Origin of the sequence: Mammaliicoccus sp. H-M34 (assembly GCF_022386495.1) — a bacterium.
GTDB lineage: Bacteria > Bacillota > Bacilli > Staphylococcales > Staphylococcaceae > Mammaliicoccus > Mammaliicoccus fleurettii.
In genome coordinates, this window is sequence record NZ_JAJNIK010000002.1 from 66,720 (window position 1) to 85,396 (window position 18,677).

The 18,677-nt window shown below is 31.8% G+C and carries 20 protein-coding genes; 15 read left to right on the forward strand and 5 right to left on the reverse strand.

The genetic code is table 11. From position 1 onward, the window contains the following. Nucleotides 1–18: 18 nt before the first annotated feature. The 5 genes from ctaD (at nt 19) to LQ608_RS02595 (ending at nt 4,483) form a co-directional block, all read left to right on the forward strand. Nucleotides 19–1,920 (forward strand): cytochrome c oxidase subunit I, encoded by a 1,902-nt coding sequence (gene ctaD / locus LQ608_RS02575; protein WP_239749417.1) that lies wholly within the window; start codon nt 19–21, stop codon nt 1,918–1,920. After that, nucleotides 1,920–2,549, forward strand: coding sequence for a cytochrome c oxidase subunit 3 (locus tag LQ608_RS02580; RefSeq protein WP_239749418.1), 630 nt, complete (start codon nt 1,920–1,922; stop codon nt 2,547–2,549). The genes ctaD and LQ608_RS02580 overlap by 1 nt, the downstream gene beginning before the upstream one ends. A gap of 1 nt (nt 2,550) precedes the next feature. Continuing rightward, the gene (locus tag LQ608_RS02585) at nt 2,551–2,904 is read left to right on the forward strand and encodes a cytochrome C oxidase subunit IV family protein (protein WP_239749419.1); all 354 of its coding nucleotides are present in this window, start codon (nt 2,551–2,553) and stop codon (nt 2,902–2,904) included. Between the two features lie 152 nt (nt 2,905–3,056). Further along, nucleotides 3,057–4,010 (forward strand): cytochrome c oxidase assembly factor CtaG, encoded by a 954-nt coding sequence (gene ctaG, locus LQ608_RS02590; protein WP_239749421.1) that lies wholly within the window; start codon nt 3,057–3,059, stop codon nt 4,008–4,010. Between the two features lie 11 nt (nt 4,011–4,021). Beyond that, complete coding sequence (locus tag LQ608_RS02595; protein ID WP_239749422.1) at nt 4,022–4,483, forward strand: DUF420 domain-containing protein; 462 nt, start codon at nt 4,022–4,024, stop codon at nt 4,481–4,483. 924 nt (nt 4,484–5,407) lie between these two features. On the opposite strand, the gene ytvI is transcribed toward LQ608_RS02595, so the two are convergent. Together ytvI and LQ608_RS02605 are read right to left on the reverse strand one after the other, a co-directional pair. Next, complete coding sequence (gene ytvI / locus LQ608_RS02600) at nt 5,408–6,454, reverse strand: sporulation integral membrane protein YtvI (protein WP_208143996.1); 1,047 nt, start codon at nt 6,452–6,454, stop codon at nt 5,408–5,410. A gap of 88 nt (nt 6,455–6,542) precedes the next feature. Continuing rightward, nucleotides 6,543–6,914, reverse strand: coding sequence for a YugN family protein (locus LQ608_RS02605; RefSeq protein WP_078356823.1), 372 nt, complete (start codon nt 6,912–6,914; stop codon nt 6,543–6,545). 168 nt (nt 6,915–7,082) lie between these two features. Here LQ608_RS02605 and LQ608_RS02610 point away from each other — a divergent pair, with 168 nt between their 5' ends. Both LQ608_RS02610 and LQ608_RS02615 read left to right on the forward strand, forming a co-directional pair. Beyond that, nucleotides 7,083–8,150, forward strand: coding sequence for a CAP domain-containing protein (locus LQ608_RS02610; protein ID WP_239749423.1), 1,068 nt, complete (start codon nt 7,083–7,085; stop codon nt 8,148–8,150). 14 nt (nt 8,151–8,164) lie between these two features. Then, on the forward strand, nt 8,165–8,605 hold the full coding sequence (locus LQ608_RS02615; RefSeq protein ID WP_239749424.1) for a YlbF/YmcA family competence regulator: 441 nt from the start codon (nt 8,165–8,167) through the stop codon (nt 8,603–8,605). 344 nt (nt 8,606–8,949) lie between these two features. Here LQ608_RS02615 and LQ608_RS02620 read toward each other — a convergent pair whose 3' ends face one another. After that, the gene (locus LQ608_RS02620; protein ID WP_239749425.1) at nt 8,950–9,864 is read right to left on the reverse strand and encodes a glycerophosphodiester phosphodiesterase family protein; all 915 of its coding nucleotides are present in this window, start codon (nt 9,862–9,864) and stop codon (nt 8,950–8,952) included. Nucleotides 9,865–10,022: 158 nt separating this feature from the next. Here LQ608_RS02620 and LQ608_RS02625 point away from each other — a divergent pair, with 158 nt between their 5' ends. Further along, a complete protein-coding gene (locus LQ608_RS02625; protein ID WP_078356827.1) occupies nt 10,023–10,289 on the forward strand; it encodes a DUF2129 domain-containing protein in 267 nt (88 codons plus the stop codon). A 1-nt stretch (nt 10,290) separates the two neighbouring features. Here the strand turns inward: LQ608_RS02625 and LQ608_RS02630 are convergent, their stop codons facing one another. Then, the gene (locus tag LQ608_RS02630) at nt 10,291–10,680 is read right to left on the reverse strand and encodes a DUF7147 family protein (RefSeq protein ID WP_115337594.1); all 390 of its coding nucleotides are present in this window, start codon (nt 10,678–10,680) and stop codon (nt 10,291–10,293) included. Between the two features lie 81 nt (nt 10,681–10,761). On the opposite strand from LQ608_RS02630, the gene rsmD reads away from it, so the two are divergent. Continuing rightward, complete coding sequence (gene rsmD, locus LQ608_RS02635) at nt 10,762–11,316, forward strand: 16S rRNA (guanine(966)-N(2))-methyltransferase RsmD (protein WP_078356829.1); 555 nt, start codon at nt 10,762–10,764, stop codon at nt 11,314–11,316. Then, on the forward strand, nt 11,309–11,803 hold the full coding sequence (gene coaD, locus LQ608_RS02640; RefSeq protein WP_078356830.1) for a pantetheine-phosphate adenylyltransferase: 495 nt from the start codon (nt 11,309–11,311) through the stop codon (nt 11,801–11,803). The genes rsmD and coaD overlap by 8 nt, the downstream gene beginning before the upstream one ends. A gap of 105 nt (nt 11,804–11,908) precedes the next feature. On the opposite strand, the gene LQ608_RS02645 is transcribed toward coaD, so the two are convergent. Continuing rightward, on the reverse strand, nt 11,909–13,057 hold the full coding sequence (locus tag LQ608_RS02645; RefSeq protein WP_239749426.1) for a nucleotidyltransferase: 1,149 nt from the start codon (nt 13,055–13,057) through the stop codon (nt 11,909–11,911). Between the two features lie 125 nt (nt 13,058–13,182). Between LQ608_RS02645 and LQ608_RS02650 the strand changes: the two genes are divergently transcribed. From LQ608_RS02650 to pheT, 5 genes are all read left to right on the forward strand, one after another. Beyond that, nucleotides 13,183–13,725: a YceD family protein gene (locus LQ608_RS02650; RefSeq protein ID WP_078356832.1), complete on the forward strand. Its 543-nt coding sequence runs from the start codon at nt 13,183–13,185 to the stop codon at nt 13,723–13,725. Between the two features lie 38 nt (nt 13,726–13,763). Beyond that, nucleotides 13,764–13,937 (forward strand): 50S ribosomal protein L32, encoded by a 174-nt coding sequence (rpmF, locus tag LQ608_RS02655; RefSeq protein ID WP_025904638.1) that lies wholly within the window; start codon nt 13,764–13,766, stop codon nt 13,935–13,937. 148 nt (nt 13,938–14,085) lie between these two features. Then, on the forward strand, nt 14,086–14,826 hold the full coding sequence (locus LQ608_RS02660) for a TrmH family RNA methyltransferase (RefSeq protein ID WP_239749427.1): 741 nt from the start codon (nt 14,086–14,088) through the stop codon (nt 14,824–14,826). A 294-nt stretch (nt 14,827–15,120) separates the two neighbouring features. Then, a complete protein-coding gene (gene pheS, locus LQ608_RS02665; protein WP_107509588.1) occupies nt 15,121–16,179 on the forward strand; it encodes a phenylalanine--tRNA ligase subunit alpha in 1,059 nt (352 codons plus the stop codon). Beyond that, complete coding sequence (pheT, locus tag LQ608_RS02670; protein WP_239749429.1) at nt 16,179–18,584, forward strand: phenylalanine--tRNA ligase subunit beta; 2,406 nt, start codon at nt 16,179–16,181, stop codon at nt 18,582–18,584. The genes pheS and pheT overlap by 1 nt, the downstream gene beginning before the upstream one ends. The last annotated feature ends 93 nt before the right edge of the window (nt 18,585–18,677 follow it).

Below are 18,677 nucleotides of genomic sequence, written 5' to 3' on the forward strand. Positions count from 1 at the left end.
GAAAGGGAGGTTACTCTAGTGTCTACTCAAAGTAAAAAGGGGTTTGGATCAACTGTTTGGGACTTTTTAACAACTGTTGACCACAAAAAAATTGCTATTTTATATTTAATTGCTGGGGGATTATTCTTTGCTGTCGGTGGAATAGAAGCAATGTTAATCCGTATTCAGTTAATAGTTCCAGAAAATGACTTTGTGTCAGCTGGCCTGTTTAATGAAATTATAACTATGCATGGTACAACGATGATATTCTTAGCTGCAATGCCTTTGCTATTTGGCTATATGAATGCTGTTGTTCCATTACAAATTGGTGCACGAGATGTTGCATTTCCATTCTTAAATGCATTAGGTTTTTGGTTATTCTTCTTCGGTGGAATATTCTTAAACTTATCATGGATTTTAGGTGGAGCACCTGATGCAGGTTGGACATCTTATGCAAGTTTGGCACTTGAATCTGCCGGACATGGTATTAACTTCTATGCTCTAGGGCTGCAAATTTCTGGTGCTGGTACTTTAATTGCTGGTATTAACTTTGTAGCTACAATTGTTAATATGAGAGCACCGGGTATGACGTATATGCGTATGCCATTAATGACTTGGACAACATTTGTTGCTTCAACTTTAATCGTATTTGCGTTTCCACCATTAACTATCGGTTTATTCTTGTTAATATTCGATAGAATGTTTGGTACATCATTCTTTGTTGCTTCTCAAGGTGGTAACACAATCATTTGGGAACATTTATTCTGGATCTTTGGACACCCAGAAGTTTATATTCTAGTTTTACCAGCGTTTGGTATTTTCTCTGAAATTATACCTGTATTCGCTAGAAAAAGATTATTTGGTTACTCAGCGATGGTATTCGCTACAGTATTAATTGGTTTCTTAGGATTTATGGTATGGGCTCACCATATGTTCACAGTAGGACTAGGTCCAGTAGCTAACGCTATTTTCGCTGTAGCAACTATGGCAATCGCTGTACCGACAGGTGTTAAAATATTTAACTGGTTGCTCACTGTATGGGGCGGTAGTGTTGAATTTACGACACCAATGTTATACGCATTATTCTTCATACCATCATTCGTTATGGGTGGCGTAACAGGTGTCATGCAAGCATCAGCTCCTGCTGACTATCAATTACATGACTCGTACTTTATCGTTGCTCACTTCCATTACGTAATCGTTGGTGGTGTAGTATTTGCGCTATTAGCAGGTTTACATTATTGGTTCCCGTTAATTGCTGGAAAAATGTTAAGTGAAAAACTAGGTAAAATCACATTCTGGTTATTCTTCATTGGTTTCCATTTAACATTCTTAATCCAACATTTCTTAGGACTATGGGGTATGCCTCGTCGAGTATTTACATATCTACCAGGACAAGGATATGATATACCAAACTTAGTTTCTTCAATTGGTGCTTTATTTATGGCTGTAGCTGTAATTATAGAAGTAACTAACGTTGTAATTACATTAATTAAAGGTGAAAAAGTTGGTAAAGATGCATGGGGAGATGGCCGTACTTTAGAATGGTCATTACCAATACCTACGCCACATTATAACTTTGCACAAACACCTTTAGTTCGTGGTCTAGATGCATTATGGGTTGAGAAAACTCATGGTGATGGAAAAATTCTTCCAGCAGAATCACTAGATGAAATACACATGCCTAACAATTCATTTGTTCCATTTATGCAAGCATTTGGACTATTTGTAGCATCATTCGGTGCAATGTATTTTGCAGATGGTAAAGAATGGGCTCTAGATGCTGTTAAAGACTTAAATGAAAAACCTTGGGCAGTATATGTACTTATTCTTGGTTTAGCAATTACTGCAGGAAGTATGATTGTAAGATCACTTAAAGATGATCATGGTCATCATATTTCTAAAGAAGAATTATTAGAGTATGAAAGGGGTGAGCGTTAATGTCACATGAAGAAGTTAAATTTACAGCTGACAATTGGCCTGACCATCCTGAAACAGCATCTATGGAAGGTAAAAATAAACTCGTAGGTTTCTGGGTATTCCTTGGTGGAGAGGTTGCATTATTCGCTTCATTATTTGCAACATACTTAGCATTAAAAGATGCTGTACCAAGTGAAGATCATTTATTAGCTAAAGATTTATTCCACTTACCATTAGCGTTCGTAATGACGATGTTATTATTAACATCATCTTTAACAAGTGTTTATGCTTTATACCATTTACGTAACTTTAATGCTAAAGGCGTATTCATTTGGATAGGCGTTACAGTCTTGCTAGGTTTAGGTTTCTTAGGACTTGAAATTTATGAGTTCGTAGAGTATGTTCATCAAGGCCATACATTCCGTTCAAGTGCTTTTGGTAGTGCATTCTACTTCTTAGTAGGAACGCACGGTTTCCACGTTGTTATTGGACTAGTATGGTTATCATTACTTATCTTCCGTAACAAAGCTAGAGGTTTAAGTATTTATAATGCACATAAATTTAATACTGCTGCTCTGTATTGGCACTTTATTGATGTTGTATGGGTGTTTATCTTTACAGTAGTATACTTGATGGGAGCGTTAGGATAATATGAGCCAACAAATAAATCATGACGCACAAGCACTTAAAGCATATAAGAAACGTAAAAGTACAAAAGAAATGCGCATGCAAGTTACTAACTTTGCAATTATGATTTTTGTTACATTTGTTGCTTTCGCACTTGTTGCTGCAGAGTTTCCTAAAGAATTTGTTATACCAGTAATTTTAGGTTTAGCTGTTTTACAAGTAGTATTACAATTTTACTATTTCATGCATATGAAAGCTGAAAAACATGGTGTATCTAAGCTGTTTATGATTACAGGCTTATTCTTTGGATTATCATTTGTTGCAACTTTCCTATATATTGTATGGTTAGGCGATCCATTATTCGTTAAAACAAAATAATGATTTTAAGACTCAAAAACTTTGTTATATAAGTTTTTGAGTCTTTTTCTATATTTGGTCATATCATTGTCATAACTATTTATTTTGTTGGGTTGTTTAACTTTGAATTAAATTTTATAATAAGAGTAATGACTTTATGGGGAAGTGTTTAGATGGGTAACTTAACCTCAATATCAATATTTGGATTTTGGGCAAATTGGACTCCGTTCTTTTTTGTAGGGGTATTATGCGTAATTATTTTATATTTTTTAATCTGTGGAAAATGGTATAAAGATATTCCTGGAGGCAGACCTTTAAGAAAAGGTGAAGCAGTATTATTTGTTATATTAATGCTATCAATATATTTATTAGAAGGTGGACCAATCGATCTACTTTCACATATTATTTTTAGTTTTCATATGTTACAAATGGCTTTGTTATTTTTAATTATTGTGCCGATGCTGTTTTTTGCAATTCCGGAATACATTGTTAAATATGTAGAAGAATTACCTGTTATTAATAAAATAGTAAAATTGTTCACAAAACCAATTTTAGCTATAATTCTTTTCAACGGATTATTCTCTGTATACCACATACCACTAGTGTTAGATACGTTAAAACAAGATGTTGTATTACATGATTTGTACACAATTATATTATTCATTAGTGCATGGTTTATGTGGCATCCTATATTCAATAGACATATATCTGAAGAAAATCAAATGTCTAATATTAAAAAGATACTTTATATTTTCTTCATTGGTGTACTATTAACACCGTCATGTGGTCTGATTATCTTTAGTGGAAATGCTATGTACGACACATACACGTCTGGAGAGGCGTGGTTAGGCGCTATGACTTTATGTGTACCTGCAGACACATTGAATACTGTTGTCCAAGGTACAGGCTTATCTGGTCCAGAATACTTTACGAATTTTTCACCATTAGAAGATCAACAAACTGGTGGCGTCATAATGAAAGTAATGCAAGAAATCGTCTTTGGAATATATCTATACATTATATTTATAAGATGGTTCCGTTATGAGAGAAAAAATGAAAAACAAATTACTGAAGATAGTTTGAGAAAATTACAAGAAAGAAAAGCTTTATATAATCAATTTAGATAGGATGTATAAAAATGAATTTACCTATATTACCGACAATTAGTACAACATTTATAGTATTAAGCGCAGTCTTAGTAGCTATTGGTTGGTACTTTATATCACAAAAAAAGATCGAAACACACAAAAAATTTATGTTGTCAGCTGCAGTTGCTGCTGTAATATTCTTTACAATTTACGCTAGTAGAACAATATTTATCGGTAACACATCTTTTGGTGGACCTGATAGCATCAAGATTTATTATACTATATTTTTAATTTTCCATATTACACTTGCTACAGTTGGGGCTATTATGGGGATATATACGATTTATTTAGGCTTGAAGAATAAACTAGAGCGACATCGTAAGTTTGGACCTGTAACTTCAATTATATGGTTCTTTACAGCTATTACAGGCGTAGCAGTTTATTTATTACTATATGTTTTCTATCATGGCGGAGAAACAACTTCTATGATCAAAGCGATTTTAGGGCATTAATATAATGTTCGTGCTTGGGACATAAATCTTAACGCAAAATAAATAAGCATATCACTTAACTGATTTTTTAAAAGTTACAGTGATATGCTTATTTTTTCATCTTACGATTTTGTACGTGCATGCTTGCCTAGGATATGGCTCGAGCCTGTAGTCTCTCACGCATACGATTCCCTCAGGCGTCCGCACTTACAAAATCGTTGCTAATATCTATTTACATACAATCTTACGATTTTGTATGTGCATGCTTGCCTGGGGATATGGCTCGAGCCTGTAGTCTCTCACGCATACGATTCCCTCAGGCGTCCGCACTTACAAAATCGCTCTCAATATCCCTTTATACACAAGTTTACGATTTTGTACGTGCATGCTTGCCTAGGGGTATGGCTCGAGCCTGTAGTCTCTCACACATACTATTCCCTCAGGCGTCTGCACTACAAAATCGTTGCTAATATCTATTTTATTACAATGCTAAGAGGCTGAGACAATTTAATTGCCTCAGCCTCTTAGTTTATAGAACAGCTGAATTTGCACAAGTTGAGAGAAGTGTAAGCAAGGGTATCTATAATTACACAAGTTGAGAGAAGTGTAAGCAAGGGTATCTATAATTACACAAGTCTAAAGAAGTGTATGTATGGGTATCTATAATTACACAAGTCTAAAGAAGTGTAAGCAAGGGTATCTATAATTACACAAGTCGAGAGAAGTGTAAGTAAGAGTATTTATATTCACACAAGTCGTGAGAAGTGTAAGCATGAGTAGCTATATTTACACAAGTCGAGAGAAGTGTAAGTAAGAGTATTTATATTCACACAAGTCGGAAGTAGTGTGAATGATTTTTAAAAAAATAAAAGCAGATATTCAATTTAATAATGAATTTCTGCTCTTAATAGAATTCTAGGACATTTATGTCCTAAGCTCATTTTTCTATATTTTAAAGTCTGTTTTGATAATACCTGATTCTAGAATCGTTTTGATTACAATTAAAACTAGTGGTCCTATAAAGAATCCTATGAAACCAAGTAATTTTAATCCAATAAACATTGAAATTAAAGTGGGCAATGGTGTTAAACCAACGCCTGTACCAAAGATTTTAGGTTCTAATATCTTTCTTTGTACTAATAAAACAATTGATAATATTATGAGTTGGATACCTAAAGTTGGGTCTCCAACAATATAAGCATAAATTGCCCATGGGATTGTTAATCCTGTTGCACCGATAATTGGTAATAGGTCAACAAACCAAATGAATAGGCTAATAATAAAGGCGGATTCTACGCCGATAATGAGAAGACCTAAGTATGTAAATACCCATGTAATAAAGCTTAAGACAATTGTTGCTGTAAGCATTCCAATTATAGAATGTCCAATTTTGTTATATATTTTATACACTTCTCGGTATGTTGCAGGGTATAAATGTTTTTTTATGAAACGATGAATATTAGGTATTTCTAACATAAATAAAAATAATGCTACTAGAAAAACAACAAGACTGATGATAAATCCAGGTAATGAAGAAACAACTTCTGTTATATTTTGTACACTAAAATAATGAGTGATGGAGTCTCTCAATGTAGCTACAAAATTTTGCAGTTCTTTATTGATTGTTTCAGCCATTTCATCTGGCAACACTGCTTTCATTTTATCATTGTACTGTTCTATAACTTTTATTAATAAATTTATTCTATTAGGTAAGTCTTTTATAAATAAGACGATTTGATCAATTAATTTTGTTAAAAATAAATAAATTAAAAATCCTGTTACCGTAATCAGCAAAGTGTATATAATGGTTACACTCCATTTACGACTATTGATTTTTTGCGATAATTTATTAACTAAGGGGTTAAATGCAAGTGCAATAATAAATGCTAAAATTAACGGTATAGAAATGGGTATAATAAAATAAATAAATAGAATTAATAAAATTATGATGATAAATATGCTAATGCTTCGTTTGTTTATCCACTTTTTCATAATTATTACCTCTTTACTGAACTTATGTATAAATTAAGAGACGTGAAAAAATCACGTCTCCGTTTTATATCTTTTTGGATTTGTTGAATTAATGAGCACCTAATGTATTTAATGCTTTAATATCTGACGTAATTCGTTCAATTAATAAATTGCAATGTGCAACTAAATTATCTGGATAGACTTCATCATCACCGTATTCAACACCTGTTGGATAGTAATGCTTACCTAGATAAGGATCCATTAATTGAATTGTTGCGTTATTTGCACCAACGTCCCCTTTAAGTGCATAACCTGGAATTCTTAAGTAATAAATACCTTCACTGATTTCATATTTGAAATCATAAGTGATACGTTCGTAATCCCAATGTCCACCAGCTACAAAACCATGCTTATTCATAACATCTTTTAATAGTTCTTGTTCAATGATAACCTTTTCAAGACTTGTATTATCAAATACCATGTATTTTTCCTCCCTCTATGTACCTTTAAGTTTATTTTATGATAAAAGCTTCAATGTTGCAATGTACATTTAAATTTAATAAGATTATTAAGATTTCGATTGATTTAACTAAAAGTTTTACTGTAAAATGATATAATTATAATTAGGAATAAAAGAGGAGGTAAATAGTTGAAAAATATTATTATTAAAGTTGTAGCAATAACTATTTTAATCATTGTACTCTTTTATTTATTCTATTCACCTAAATTAGAATTTGATGTATTGAAGAATCCAAATTACTCTCATGATAAAGCAAATGAAAATTACTATGAACAACAAGCTGAAAAATCAACAGGCAACGCTAAGTTGAAAGAAGGCGTTGGTACATATGTTTATAAAGATATAGGCGAAGTCATAGATGATTTAGGGGAACCAGATAGGGTATATAAGACAGAGCACGATAGAAAGAATTATGTCTTTAAAAATAAAGAACATTATTATTTAGTTTCGGCTAAAAATAATAAAGTATCATCCGTATATGCTACAGGTAATAAAGTTGATGTTTCACCAATAAAAATGAAACAAGAGGCAACGAAATTCTTTAATGGAACGAATATAGATATGGAACCTGTTATTGATAGTTCGTATGGTAAGTATAAACTTGAATTATCTGAAAGAGATATTAAGACTCAGTTGCTTATTAAATATGGTAATGTGTATGCTCAAGTATTAATCGATAGTGAAACAAATGAAGTCATGGGCGTGAAATTTATGGACTCAGATGTAGTTATCGAACATGCACCATTTTCAATGTCGAAAATCTCAAGTGATAATGATAAGAAACTTAAGCGATCTGATAAGCAAAATTTCCATTCACATATTAATAAAGATTTAACACTTCTTGAAATCGTTAATGAAATAAGAGAAATGAAGGGTGTTAAACCATTAGAGATGAATGACCAATTGACATATATCACTCAATTGGAAGCTGATTCTATTGAAGATGACGTTGATGAAGAAGAAGCTGTTAAATCATTGGAAGATGGTATAATGAAACATATCAACGATCAAAATATTGAATACGAAACAATAAATCAAAATTTAGCATATAATTTTTATGACGTACCAACTTTAGTAAACAGCTGGTTGAATAATAATTCATATAGAGAAAAGTTATTAGGTAGTCAATATGATGAATTTGGTGCTGGTAATTCACGCGAATACTATTCACTTGTTTTTAAAGAAAATAAAAAATAAGGAGGCATCATGTTATGTTTACTGTAGAAACAGTTAATATATTAGATCAATCTGATGAATTAAGTTCATGTATAAAAGAATCACTCATTTATCAAGAGTATCAAGAAGCAAAATATAAACTTGAGACAGATTTAGAAGTGAAAATATTAAGACAAAAGTTTGACCAAATTAAATCACATTACGATGATTGTCTGAGATTTGGAAGATATCATCCTGATTATAGTAGAGTTATGAAAGAAACGAGACAACAAAAAAGAGCATATGAAATGCATCCTGTTGTATCCAATTTTAAGACAAAAGAAACAGCTTTACAGGACTTGTTAGACGAAGTTATAAGCATTGTATCTTATTCAATTTCTAACAACGTTAAAGTTGATACAGGTAATCCATTTTTCAGTAGTGATAGTCAAGGTGGAGGTTGTTCTACAGGTGGATCTTGTGGATGTTCATCATAAAATATCTATTAATAAGAGCAGAAATTCATTAATAAAATGAATTTCTGCTCTTATTTTTTATAATAATCATTTTGGGTATGATGTAGATTAACTTCCGACTTAATCTACATCATATCTCATTTTTCTATAAAAATAGCTATTGGCAACGATTTTGTAAAGTGCTGACGCCTGAGGGGACAGTATCGTGAGAGACTACAGGCTCGAACCATACCCTAGGCAAGCACGCACGTACAAAATCGTAAGATATTATAAAAAAATAAGCATATCACTATAAAACTGGAAAATTCAGTTAAGTGATATGCTTATTTTTTTAAGTTAGGAAATATGCTCCAAGCTTCATATTATTAATATTGTTTATTTATTAGAAAATGCGCTGTATCTGGACGATCAGTTACAATAGTATGTGCACCTTTTTGAATAAGATCATCCATTGTATCGATTTGATTTACTACCCAAAAAGCAACGGAAATATTAAGTGAAGTTAAAAATTGAATAAAACCTTCAGAGTCTAATGGAAGTCCTTTTGCTTGTGTAGGTATTTGGAATGTATCTGTTTTAGGTTGATAAGTGTGTCCGTAACCTGAGTAGTAAGCTAAAAATGCTTTTGTTACTTCATTTTGACCAGTACCTAATGAAATAGTGTCTTGAGCATATAAATTAAATCTATCTATTTGTTCGTCATAAAAACTTGTGATATTTACACGATTCTCAGCCTTTAATTCACTAATGATTCTATATAGATGAGAAGGTGCTAAACTACCTGTATATGACTCAGGATGATCTTTAATATCTATGTTAACTAAGATATTAGGATATTCAGTTAAAAGCTCTGTTAGAGTCACTATCTTTGCTTTGTCGTGACCTCTATATGGATGCTCGTTATTAATATCTTTAAAATGATAGCCAAAGTCTAATTGACGTAATTCTTCCAATGTATGTTCACCTACAAAGCCAGAGCCATTACTTGTTCTGTCTACAGTGTTATCGTGCATTACGACAAGTACTTCATCTTTTGTAAGACGTACATCAACTTCGAATCCAGTCACTTCATACTTTAATGCATGATCAAAAGCTAAACGTGTATGTTCCGGTCTTAATGCCATCCCTCCACGGTGTGCAAATACATACGGAGCTGGTTGAGTAAAGAATGGTTTAATCTTACGTGGTTTGACGTTCGAAGTGGATTTTGTAACAATCCATGAACCAGCCGCGATGCCTCCGATAAGACCTGTTGTTTTTAATAAATTAATTTTTGACATTTTATCCAATCCTTTCGAAATGCAAATGAAGACGCATCTATATTCTATCAAATTGGTATGCGATAGCAAAGTAAGTCACACAACCTATGAAGTTATCTTCTTTCATAGTACTCTAGAAAATGCTAATATAAACATAAAAAGATTAAGGAGATATCGTAATGGAGCTAGTTGAACGAATTAGTATAATTGTATATTTAAAAAATATGAAACATGAACGACAATTGCGTAAATTTGGCAATATATATCATTCTCATAAAAAAGAACAATATGTCATGTTATATACAAATGAAGATAAAATAGATGATACTATACAACATCTCATGAAATTAAAATATGTTAAAGATGTTAAAGTATCACCATTTAAATATGTTAAAAGAGATTACTCTAATATAAATACTGATAAAAAAGAATATTTGAACTTTTAAATTATTGTAATGGTGGTAAATAACGCTCAAGTCTTAATACACCTTTTAAGTAAGCGAAATAAAGTTCATCTTCTGCAAACTCTGAGCGAGACTTTACATCCAATCCTTTAATTTGGATATCGTATTCATTTGCCCATTCGTTAATTAAATCGAATTTTTTATTAGATTCTGGATAAGGATATTTAAATCCATCTAAAATTGTATAAATAGCTTGGAAATGTTTATCTTTAGTTGGTTTCATAATGATGCAAGCAGAAGATAATTTTTCTTGTGATAATGGTGTGTGTAACATTAAAATGTCAGAAATACGGTCGTGATTGTATTCTATTAATGTTTGAAATTCAAATAAATCTGTTAAGCCGTGACCAATTACGATAAATGATTGTTTCATTTTTATAACCCTCGTTTTCGTTAATATACTACAATGATAAGTATAAATAATAATTAATAATAAAGAAAGTGATGATTAAAGTTGAGAGTAATAGGTGGAAAATATAAACGACTTCATATAAAAACAATAGATGGTCAATCTACTAGACCTACAACAGATAAAGTAAAAGAGAATATCTTTAATGGTCTTCAAGATATAGAAGGACTCGGATTAGACTTATTTGCAGGTAGTGGAGGATTGGGCATTGAAGGTTTATCTAGAGGATTAACTAAAGTGATTTTTGTAGACGGTAATTTTAAAGCTACAAAAATGATTAAAGAAAACTTAAATACATTACATATACCAAATACACAATTCGAAGTTTATAAAAATGATGCAATAAGAGCATTAAAAGCTTTAAATAAACGAGACATCAAATTTGATTATATATTTTTAGATCCACCATATAAAAAAGATTTAATAAATAAGGCTCTAGATAAAATTCAAGCGTTTGACTTATTAAATGTAAATGGTACAATAATTTGCGAATTTGATAAAAGTGAAAAGATAGAAACTGGTGAGTTTGAAGTTCTGAAGAAATACGAATATGGACTAACTCATGTAATGTTGCTAACAAAAGGAGAAAACAATGACTAAAAGAATAGCAGTTGTTCCAGGAAGCTTTGATCCAATTACATTAGGGCATATTGATATTATTAAACGAAGTGCAAAAATATTTGATGAGATCCATGTTTCTGTATTACAGAATGCTTCTAAAAAAGGTCTGTTCTCAACTGACGAACGTGTAGCTTTAATTGAAGAAGCGGTGCAAGATGTACCGAATATTGTAGTCCACTCTTTTCATGGCTTACTTGTTGATTTTTGTAAAGAAATAAATGCAAGAACAATCGTAAGAGGACTTAGAGCAGTTAGCGACTTTGAATATGAAATGCAACTTACATCTATGAATAAGAAACTAGATGATGACATTGAAACATTATATATGATGACAAATAATAATTATTCATTTATTAGCTCAAGCGTCGTAAAAGAAGTAGCACAATTTAATGGTGACATTTCAGAATTCGTACCTGAAAATGTCAACAAAGCATTAAAAGAAAAAATTAAGAATAAAGAATCATAATAAAAAAGCATGATAACTGTCATGCTTTCAGAAAGTTTGTTTGTATATTTAGCTAATCTTAAGCGAGTGGACCAGAAATCTAGTGAAATAAATTAGAATTCTGGTCTACTTGCTTTTTTTAATATGTACTGGTTGATTAAAGTCTGTTGCTGTTTCACCGGAAATAAATTGGTATAGTTCTGTTGCTTTTATTTCATTTTCAAAATAGGATGCTGACTGTTTATTTACATTAGTAATTATAGGTAAAGGACATTTATCTTTGATTGTTTTCAAATATGCCTGTCCTTTTTGTGACATTGCTAATACACGTATTGCTGAAGGTTCATAATTTAAGACATCTTCAGTTTTAATATTTAATAATATTGCTGTTAATAAGCGCTGTATTCTAGTCCAAGTATATCTTTTTGATTTTAAATGTGTTACAAACATTTCAAAACTTGTACTTTCTTTTATATCTTTTTTTATTTTAAATTCTAATCCTTCAGTCATCATATATATTTCTCGTAACTCATCATGTGTTGCTCTTAATATTGTCCATTTTAAGAGTGGGAAAAAATGTTCCCAATTCAAACCTTTAGATTGACTTAAAATTTCATAACTTGTTTCAGGTAAACTGAATTTATAATTATCTTCATCATTAAAATATGCATTACGAATAGAAGTTGCACTCGAAATATGTGTCGTTTTGTTTAATTCTGGATCTAAATACATATTATCTTTTCTTTGAATGGTGAGGGGATTGATAGATAAGTTATTTTGCATAATATGTTTAACGTATTCTATAGCAAGAAGGTTATTAGAGCCTTTTAGTAAGTTTGTGTCTTGAACTAATTCGGCTATAATTCTTGGATGAGATTTTCCTTCTTTAATCATACTTTGGTATCTTTCATCATTAGTTACTTGTTCAATTTGTTTAATCGCATTTTTAATATCATCTATATTTCCAGATTCACTTCCAAAAGATAAAGCATCACATTGAAGTTGCTCTGCTATGTGAACACCACCTTTAGCAAATAAATCACCAGAAGAGATTGCATAGACAAGTGGTAATTCTATAACTAAATCTACGTATTGAATCGCCATTTCAGCTCGTTTGAATTTATTTAAAATTGCAGGTTCTCCACGCATTGTAAATGAACCACTCATGATAGAAATCGCAACATCACTATCCGCTATTTCTCTAGAAGATTCTGCGTGATAAACATGCCCATTATGAAATGGATTGTATTCAGTAATTAAAGCAACACTTTTCATTTGCATTTCCTCCCATTTCAATTCATCATAAGTATTGTATCAGATAATGAATGTTAAGAAAAAATCTTGACAAACATTGTCGTTAAGGTTACAATAATTTTTGTGTTTGTAAGAGGTGAACCCAGATGAAGTGGTCAATAACACAACTTAAAAAATACCAAAACGAACCATTTACTTTTGATAAAGAAATCGATATGAAATACCTTACTGATAGGGTAGATGAACTTATCGATATTTCTCCAATAAAAGTAACAGGAGACGTTCAAGTGCGAATGCATGAGATAATTGTCAATCTTGACATTAATGGTGTATTGACGTTACCATGTGCCCGTACTTTAAAGCCAGTAGAGCTACCATTTGATACTACATCAGTAGAAATATTTGAACTAGATGAGTTGAGTGATAGTAATAATAATGATGACGAATTGAGACACAAACTCGAAGGTGGCATGATTAATTTATTACCAATCATTGAAGAACTTGTTATTTTAGAGAAACCATTACAAGTGTTCTCTGAAGGTAGTGAAGATGTTTCAATGGCAGGCAATGGTTGGGAAGTTATTGGCGAAGACCAATTTGAGTCAACCGAAGATTCAGAAGTAGAAACTGAAAAATCAGTTGATCCAAGACTTCAAAAATTACAACAATTCTTCGATGACGAAAAATAATCGGACAAGTGTTTATAAAATTTAAGGAGGAATAAGACATGGCAGTTCCAGCTAGAAGAACTTCAAAAACAGCTAAAAGAAAACGTCGTACGCATTTCAAAATCTCAGTACCAGGTATGGTTGAATGTTCAAACTGTGGAGAAATGAAATTATCTCACCGTGTATGTAAAGCATGTGGATCATACAAAGGTAAAGAAGTCGTTTCTAAATAATAAGTTACATGTAAATGTTCTTAACAGGATGTTTCAGACTGTCGACAGAGTCGACAGTCTTTTTTTATGCTTAAGAAGAATTTCTATTAAATTAGTTTTTTTTCATATATACTAGTTACATAAGTCTATTAGAATACGAGGAGTTTTTATGGAAGAGATTACTTCAGTACAAAATAATAAAATTAAAGAAATGAATAAATTAAAGAAGAAAAAAGAACGCGTTAAACAAGGGAGATTTTTAATCGAAGGTTTCCATTTGGTTGAAGAAGCTTATCATAGTAATTTGAAGATTATTTCATTATTAGCTGTAGATTATTCAAGAGTTGATGACAAAATTGTTGAATATGCTGACGATGCATATATTATAAACTTTAAAGTGGCTGAATCTTTATCAGATACGACTACGCCACAAGGAATTTTTGCTATAGTTGAACTTCCAACTTATGAGATGAGCCATTTTAAACAAGTTCTAGTATTAGATAGAGTGCAAGATCCTGGAAATATGGGCGCTTTAATTCGAAATGCAGATGCTGCTGGAATGGACGCAGTTGTATATTCAAAAGGTAGTGCAGATCCATATCAAGATAAAGTACTACGTGCATCTCAAGGTAGTGTTTTCCATTTACCAGTAGTTGAAAATGATATTTATGAATTTATTGAAACATTTGATGGTAATACTTATGGAACGAGTTTGCTCAATGCTGTTAATTATAAAGAAATTAATAGTCAAGAAAACTTCGCTTTAATTATGGGTAATGAAGGTGCTGGAGTTGAAGAAGAAATACTCAATCAAACGACAGAAAATCTTAATATCCCACTATACGGTAAAGCTGAAAGTTTAAATGTTGCTGTTTCATGTGGCATACTACTTTACCATTTGAAAGGTTGACCAAAGAAACAATATTTTATATAATTGTTTCATAATCAATATAAGCTTACAAAAGGACGTAAATTAATGATTGCGCATAATTAGGGAATGGATTCTAGACTGAAAAATCCTATGCAGTAACTTAATTTTTTTCATCCTTTTAGCTACTTAAAGAAATTTAAGTCGGAATGTAGATCCGTTATCAACATATAAGTGTATGCATAACTATGTATAAATTTGGGTGGTACCACGGAAGACTTCGTCCCTCTATTAGAGGGGGCGAAGTCTTTTTTTCGACTAAATAGGAGGATATATATGTCATTACAAGAGAAGTTAGCTGAATTAAGACAAGAAGCACTTGTAAGAATTAACGAAGCAAAAGCTGAAAGAGCTTTGCAAGATGTAAAAGTGAATTATTTAGGTAAAAAAGGTGTTATAACAGGTCTAATGAAAGAAATGAAAGAATTACCAAAAGAAGAAAGACCTGAATTTGGTCAATTAGTTAACGAAGTACGTAAAGCAATTGAACAAGAAATTGAAGCTAAAAAAGTACTTCTAGAAGAAGAAGCATTAAATGCCCAATTAGAAAATGAAACAATTGATGTGACACTACCTGGAAGAAAAGTAAGCCTAGGTGCTAAACATCCTCTTACTAAAATAAATGAAGATTTAGAAGATTTATTCATAGGTTTAGGCTATGAAATTGTCGAAGGTTATGAAGTAGAATCAGATTATTATAATTTTGAAGCTTTAAACTTACCAAAATCACATCCTGCACGTGATATGCAAGACACTTTTTATATTTCTGAAGAAATTTTAATGCGTACACATACTTCTCCTGTACAAGCTAGAACATTAGAAAAGCGTAATGGCGTTGGCCCAGTTAAAATTATTTGTCCTGGGAAAGTATATCGTAGAGACTCTGATGATGCGACACATAGTCATCAATTTACACAAATTGAAGGATTAGTTGTTGCTGAAAACATCAAAATGAGTGACCTTAAAGGAACTTTGGAATTATTAGCACGTAAATTATTTGGTGCTGACCGTGAAATACGTTTAAGACCAAGTTTCTTCCCATTCACAGAACCTTCTGTAGAAGTGGACGTATCATGTTTTAAGTGTAAAGGTCATGGCTGTAATGTATGTAAACAAACTGGATGGATTGAAGTACTAGGTTCAGGTATGGTGCATCCAAATGTATTAGAAATGGCAGGATTTGACTCAAGTAAATATTCAGGCTTTGCGTTTGGTTTAGGCCCAGATAGAATGGCAATGTTGAAATACGGAATTGAAGACATTAGACATTTCTATACTAACGACGTAAGATTTTTAGAGCAATTTAAGCCTGTAGAAGATGGCGGTGAAGCATAATGTTAATAAGTAAAGAATGGTTAAGTGAATATATTAAAATAGATGCTGGTGTAGATGAATTAGCTGAGAAGATAACAAGAAGCGGTATTGAAGTAGACAGTATTAAAAAATACGGTGAAGATATTAAGAAACTAGTTGTAGGTCATGTTATATCTAAAGAAAAACATCCTGAAGCGGATAAACTTAATATTTGTAAAGTAGATGTCGGCGAAGAAGAGCCTGTACAAATCGTATGTGGTGCACCTAACGTTGATGTTGATCAATATGTAATTGTTGTTAGAGTCGGTGGACGTTTACCAGGTGGCGTTAAAATTAAGCGAGCAAAATTAAGAGGAGAAGTTTCAGAAGGTATGATTTGTTCTCTACAAGAAATTGGTTTAGATGCAAATGTTATGCCTAAAAAATATGCAGATGGTATTTATGTATTTTCAAATGAACAAACTCCTGGTAGTGATGCATTAGAAGCTTTATTACTTAATGATGAAGTTATGGACTTTGATCTTACACCAAATAGAGCAGATTGTTTAAGCATGCTAGGTGCAGCTCATGAGGTAAGTGCATTATATGGTAATGAAGTACAATATCCAAATACAGAATTAAAAGAGTCTACAGAAAAATCTACTCAAGCGTTATCTGTAACTATTAAAGATGAAGAAGCAATACCATATTATGCTGCAAGAGTTATTAAGAACGTTACCATTGCACCTTCTCCAACTTGGATGCAATCTAGATTGATGAAAGCGGGAATTCGTCCAATAAATAACGTAGTTGATATTTCAAATTATATCTTACTAGAATACGGTCAACCACTTCATATGTTTGACCAAGATCAAATTGGTTCAGAACAAATTGTAGCAAGATATGCGCACGAAAACGAAAAAATTACGACACTTGATGATATTGAAAGAGAATTAATTACTTCTGATGTTGTAATTACAAACGGTTCAGAACCAATTGCGATAGCTGGTGTCATGGGTGGAGATTTTTCAGAAGTAACAGAAAAAACTCAAAATGTTGTAATTGAAAGCGCAATTTTCAATGCTACAAATGTAAGACAAACTTCAAGAAGATTAGGTTTAAGAAGTGAAGCATCAAGTAGATTTGAAAAGGGTATTGCAAGCGAAAGAGTAGTAGACGCTTTAAATAGAGCTGCTTTACTTTTACAAGAAATAGCAGGTGGAACAGTATTAAGTGAAGTTGTTTCAGATGGCACATTGCCTGAAACTTCTAAAGTAATTGAAATTACTACAAATGATGTGAACCAATTAATTGGATTCAATCTTTCAACTGAAGAAATTAATGTTATTTTTAATCGTTTAGGCTTTGGAACAAATGTAACTGGAGAGGCATTTGAAGTTAATGTACCTTCAAGAAGAAGTGATATTTCAATTAAAGCAGACTTAATTGAAGAAGTAGCGAGAATTTATGGTTATGACCAATTACCATCAACATTACCAAACTTCGAAAATGCTACTGCTGGATATTTAACAGATAATCAACTCAAAAAGCGTAAGGTAAAAGAAATACTTGAAGGCGCTGGTTTAGATCAAGCTATTACGTATTCATTAGTCCATAAAGATGTAGCTAAAAATTACACACTTGAAGATAAAGAAGTAGTAGAACTTATGATGCCTATGAGTGAAGATCAAGCGGTATTACGTCAAAGTATATTACCAAGACTAATAGACGCTACACGTTATAATGTTGCAAGAAAAAATAAAAACGTTGCATTGTATGAACAAGGTAAAGTTTTCTATAGTAACGGTAAAGACCAATTACCAACTGAAGTAGAATTTTTAAGTGGTATTTTAACAGGTCAATATTCAGGTAATAAATGGCAACAAAAAGATGAACCTGTAGATTTCTTCTTAGTTAAAGGTATTGTAGAACGTATTGCAGAACAATTAAATGTGTCGTTTACATTTGAAGCGACAAAACTAGATTTATTACACCCAGGTAGAACTGCATATGTGAAAATGAATGAAGAAGTAGTAGGTATAATAGCAGAATTACATCCTACTGTAGAAAAAGAAAATGATTTAGACCGTACTTATGTGTTTGAGTTAAACTTTACAAAAGTATTAGCACAACCAGTCGGTAAAATAGAATATGAAGCTATTCCAAGATTCCCAGGAGTATCAAGAGATATAGCATTAGTAGTTAATACAGAAGTAACGGCATCAACATTAATCAATACAATTAATGACAATGGCGCTGATATACTGAACCATACAGAAGTGTTCGATGTTTACGAAGGTGAACATATGGAGGAAGGTAAAAAATCAGTAGCAATACGAATTGATTATTTAGATGTTAATGAAACTTTAACAGAAGACAAAGTTTCAGCAGTTCATAATCAAATATTATCAGCATTAGAACAACAAGGTGCTACGTTAAGAGCGTAATAGCATTTTAATTATCTATAATATTAAAGGAGCTAACATTTCATTAAAAAATGTTAGCTCCTTTGTTGATAATTATTATTAAAACGTGAATTA

Coding starts and splice junctions, on each gene's coding strand:
- LQ608_RS02620 (WP_239749425.1), bottom strand. CDS start 9,864: ATGTCAAAAATTAATTTATTAAAAACAACAGGTCTTATCGGAGGCATC.
- coaD (WP_078356830.1), top strand. CDS start 11,309: ATGACTAAAAGAATAGCAGTTGTTCCAGGAAGCTTTGATCCAATTACA.
- LQ608_RS02605 (WP_078356823.1), bottom strand. CDS start 6,914: ATGGTATTTGATAATACAAGTCTTGAAAAGGTTATCATTGAACAAGAA.
- LQ608_RS02615 (WP_239749424.1), top strand. CDS start 8,165: ATGTTTACTGTAGAAACAGTTAATATATTAGATCAATCTGATGAATTA.
- LQ608_RS02630 (WP_115337594.1), bottom strand. CDS start 10,680: ATGAAACAATCATTTATCGTAATTGGTCACGGCTTAACAGATTTATTT.
- LQ608_RS02595 (WP_239749422.1), top strand. CDS start 4,022: ATGAATTTACCTATATTACCGACAATTAGTACAACATTTATAGTATTA.
- LQ608_RS02625 (WP_078356827.1), top strand. CDS start 10,023: ATGGAGCTAGTTGAACGAATTAGTATAATTGTATATTTAAAAAATATG.
- LQ608_RS02580 (WP_239749418.1), top strand. CDS start 1,920: ATGTCACATGAAGAAGTTAAATTTACAGCTGACAATTGGCCTGACCAT.
- LQ608_RS02650 (WP_078356832.1), top strand. CDS start 13,183: ATGAAGTGGTCAATAACACAACTTAAAAAATACCAAAACGAACCATTT.
- LQ608_RS02585 (WP_239749419.1), top strand. CDS start 2,551: ATGAGCCAACAAATAAATCATGACGCACAAGCACTTAAAGCATATAAG.
- LQ608_RS02660 (WP_239749427.1), top strand. CDS start 14,086: ATGGAAGAGATTACTTCAGTACAAAATAATAAAATTAAAGAAATGAAT.
- rpmF (WP_025904638.1), top strand. CDS start 13,764: ATGGCAGTTCCAGCTAGAAGAACTTCAAAAACAGCTAAAAGAAAACGT.
- ctaG (WP_239749421.1), top strand. CDS start 3,057: ATGGGTAACTTAACCTCAATATCAATATTTGGATTTTGGGCAAATTGG.
- ytvI (WP_208143996.1), bottom strand. CDS start 6,454: ATGAAAAAGTGGATAAACAAACGAAGCATTAGCATATTTATCATCATA.
- pheS (WP_107509588.1), top strand. CDS start 15,121: ATGTCATTACAAGAGAAGTTAGCTGAATTAAGACAAGAAGCACTTGTA.
- LQ608_RS02645 (WP_239749426.1), bottom strand. CDS start 13,057: ATGAAAAGTGTTGCTTTAATTACTGAATACAATCCATTTCATAATGGG.
- pheT (WP_239749429.1), top strand. CDS start 16,179: ATGTTAATAAGTAAAGAATGGTTAAGTGAATATATTAAAATAGATGCT.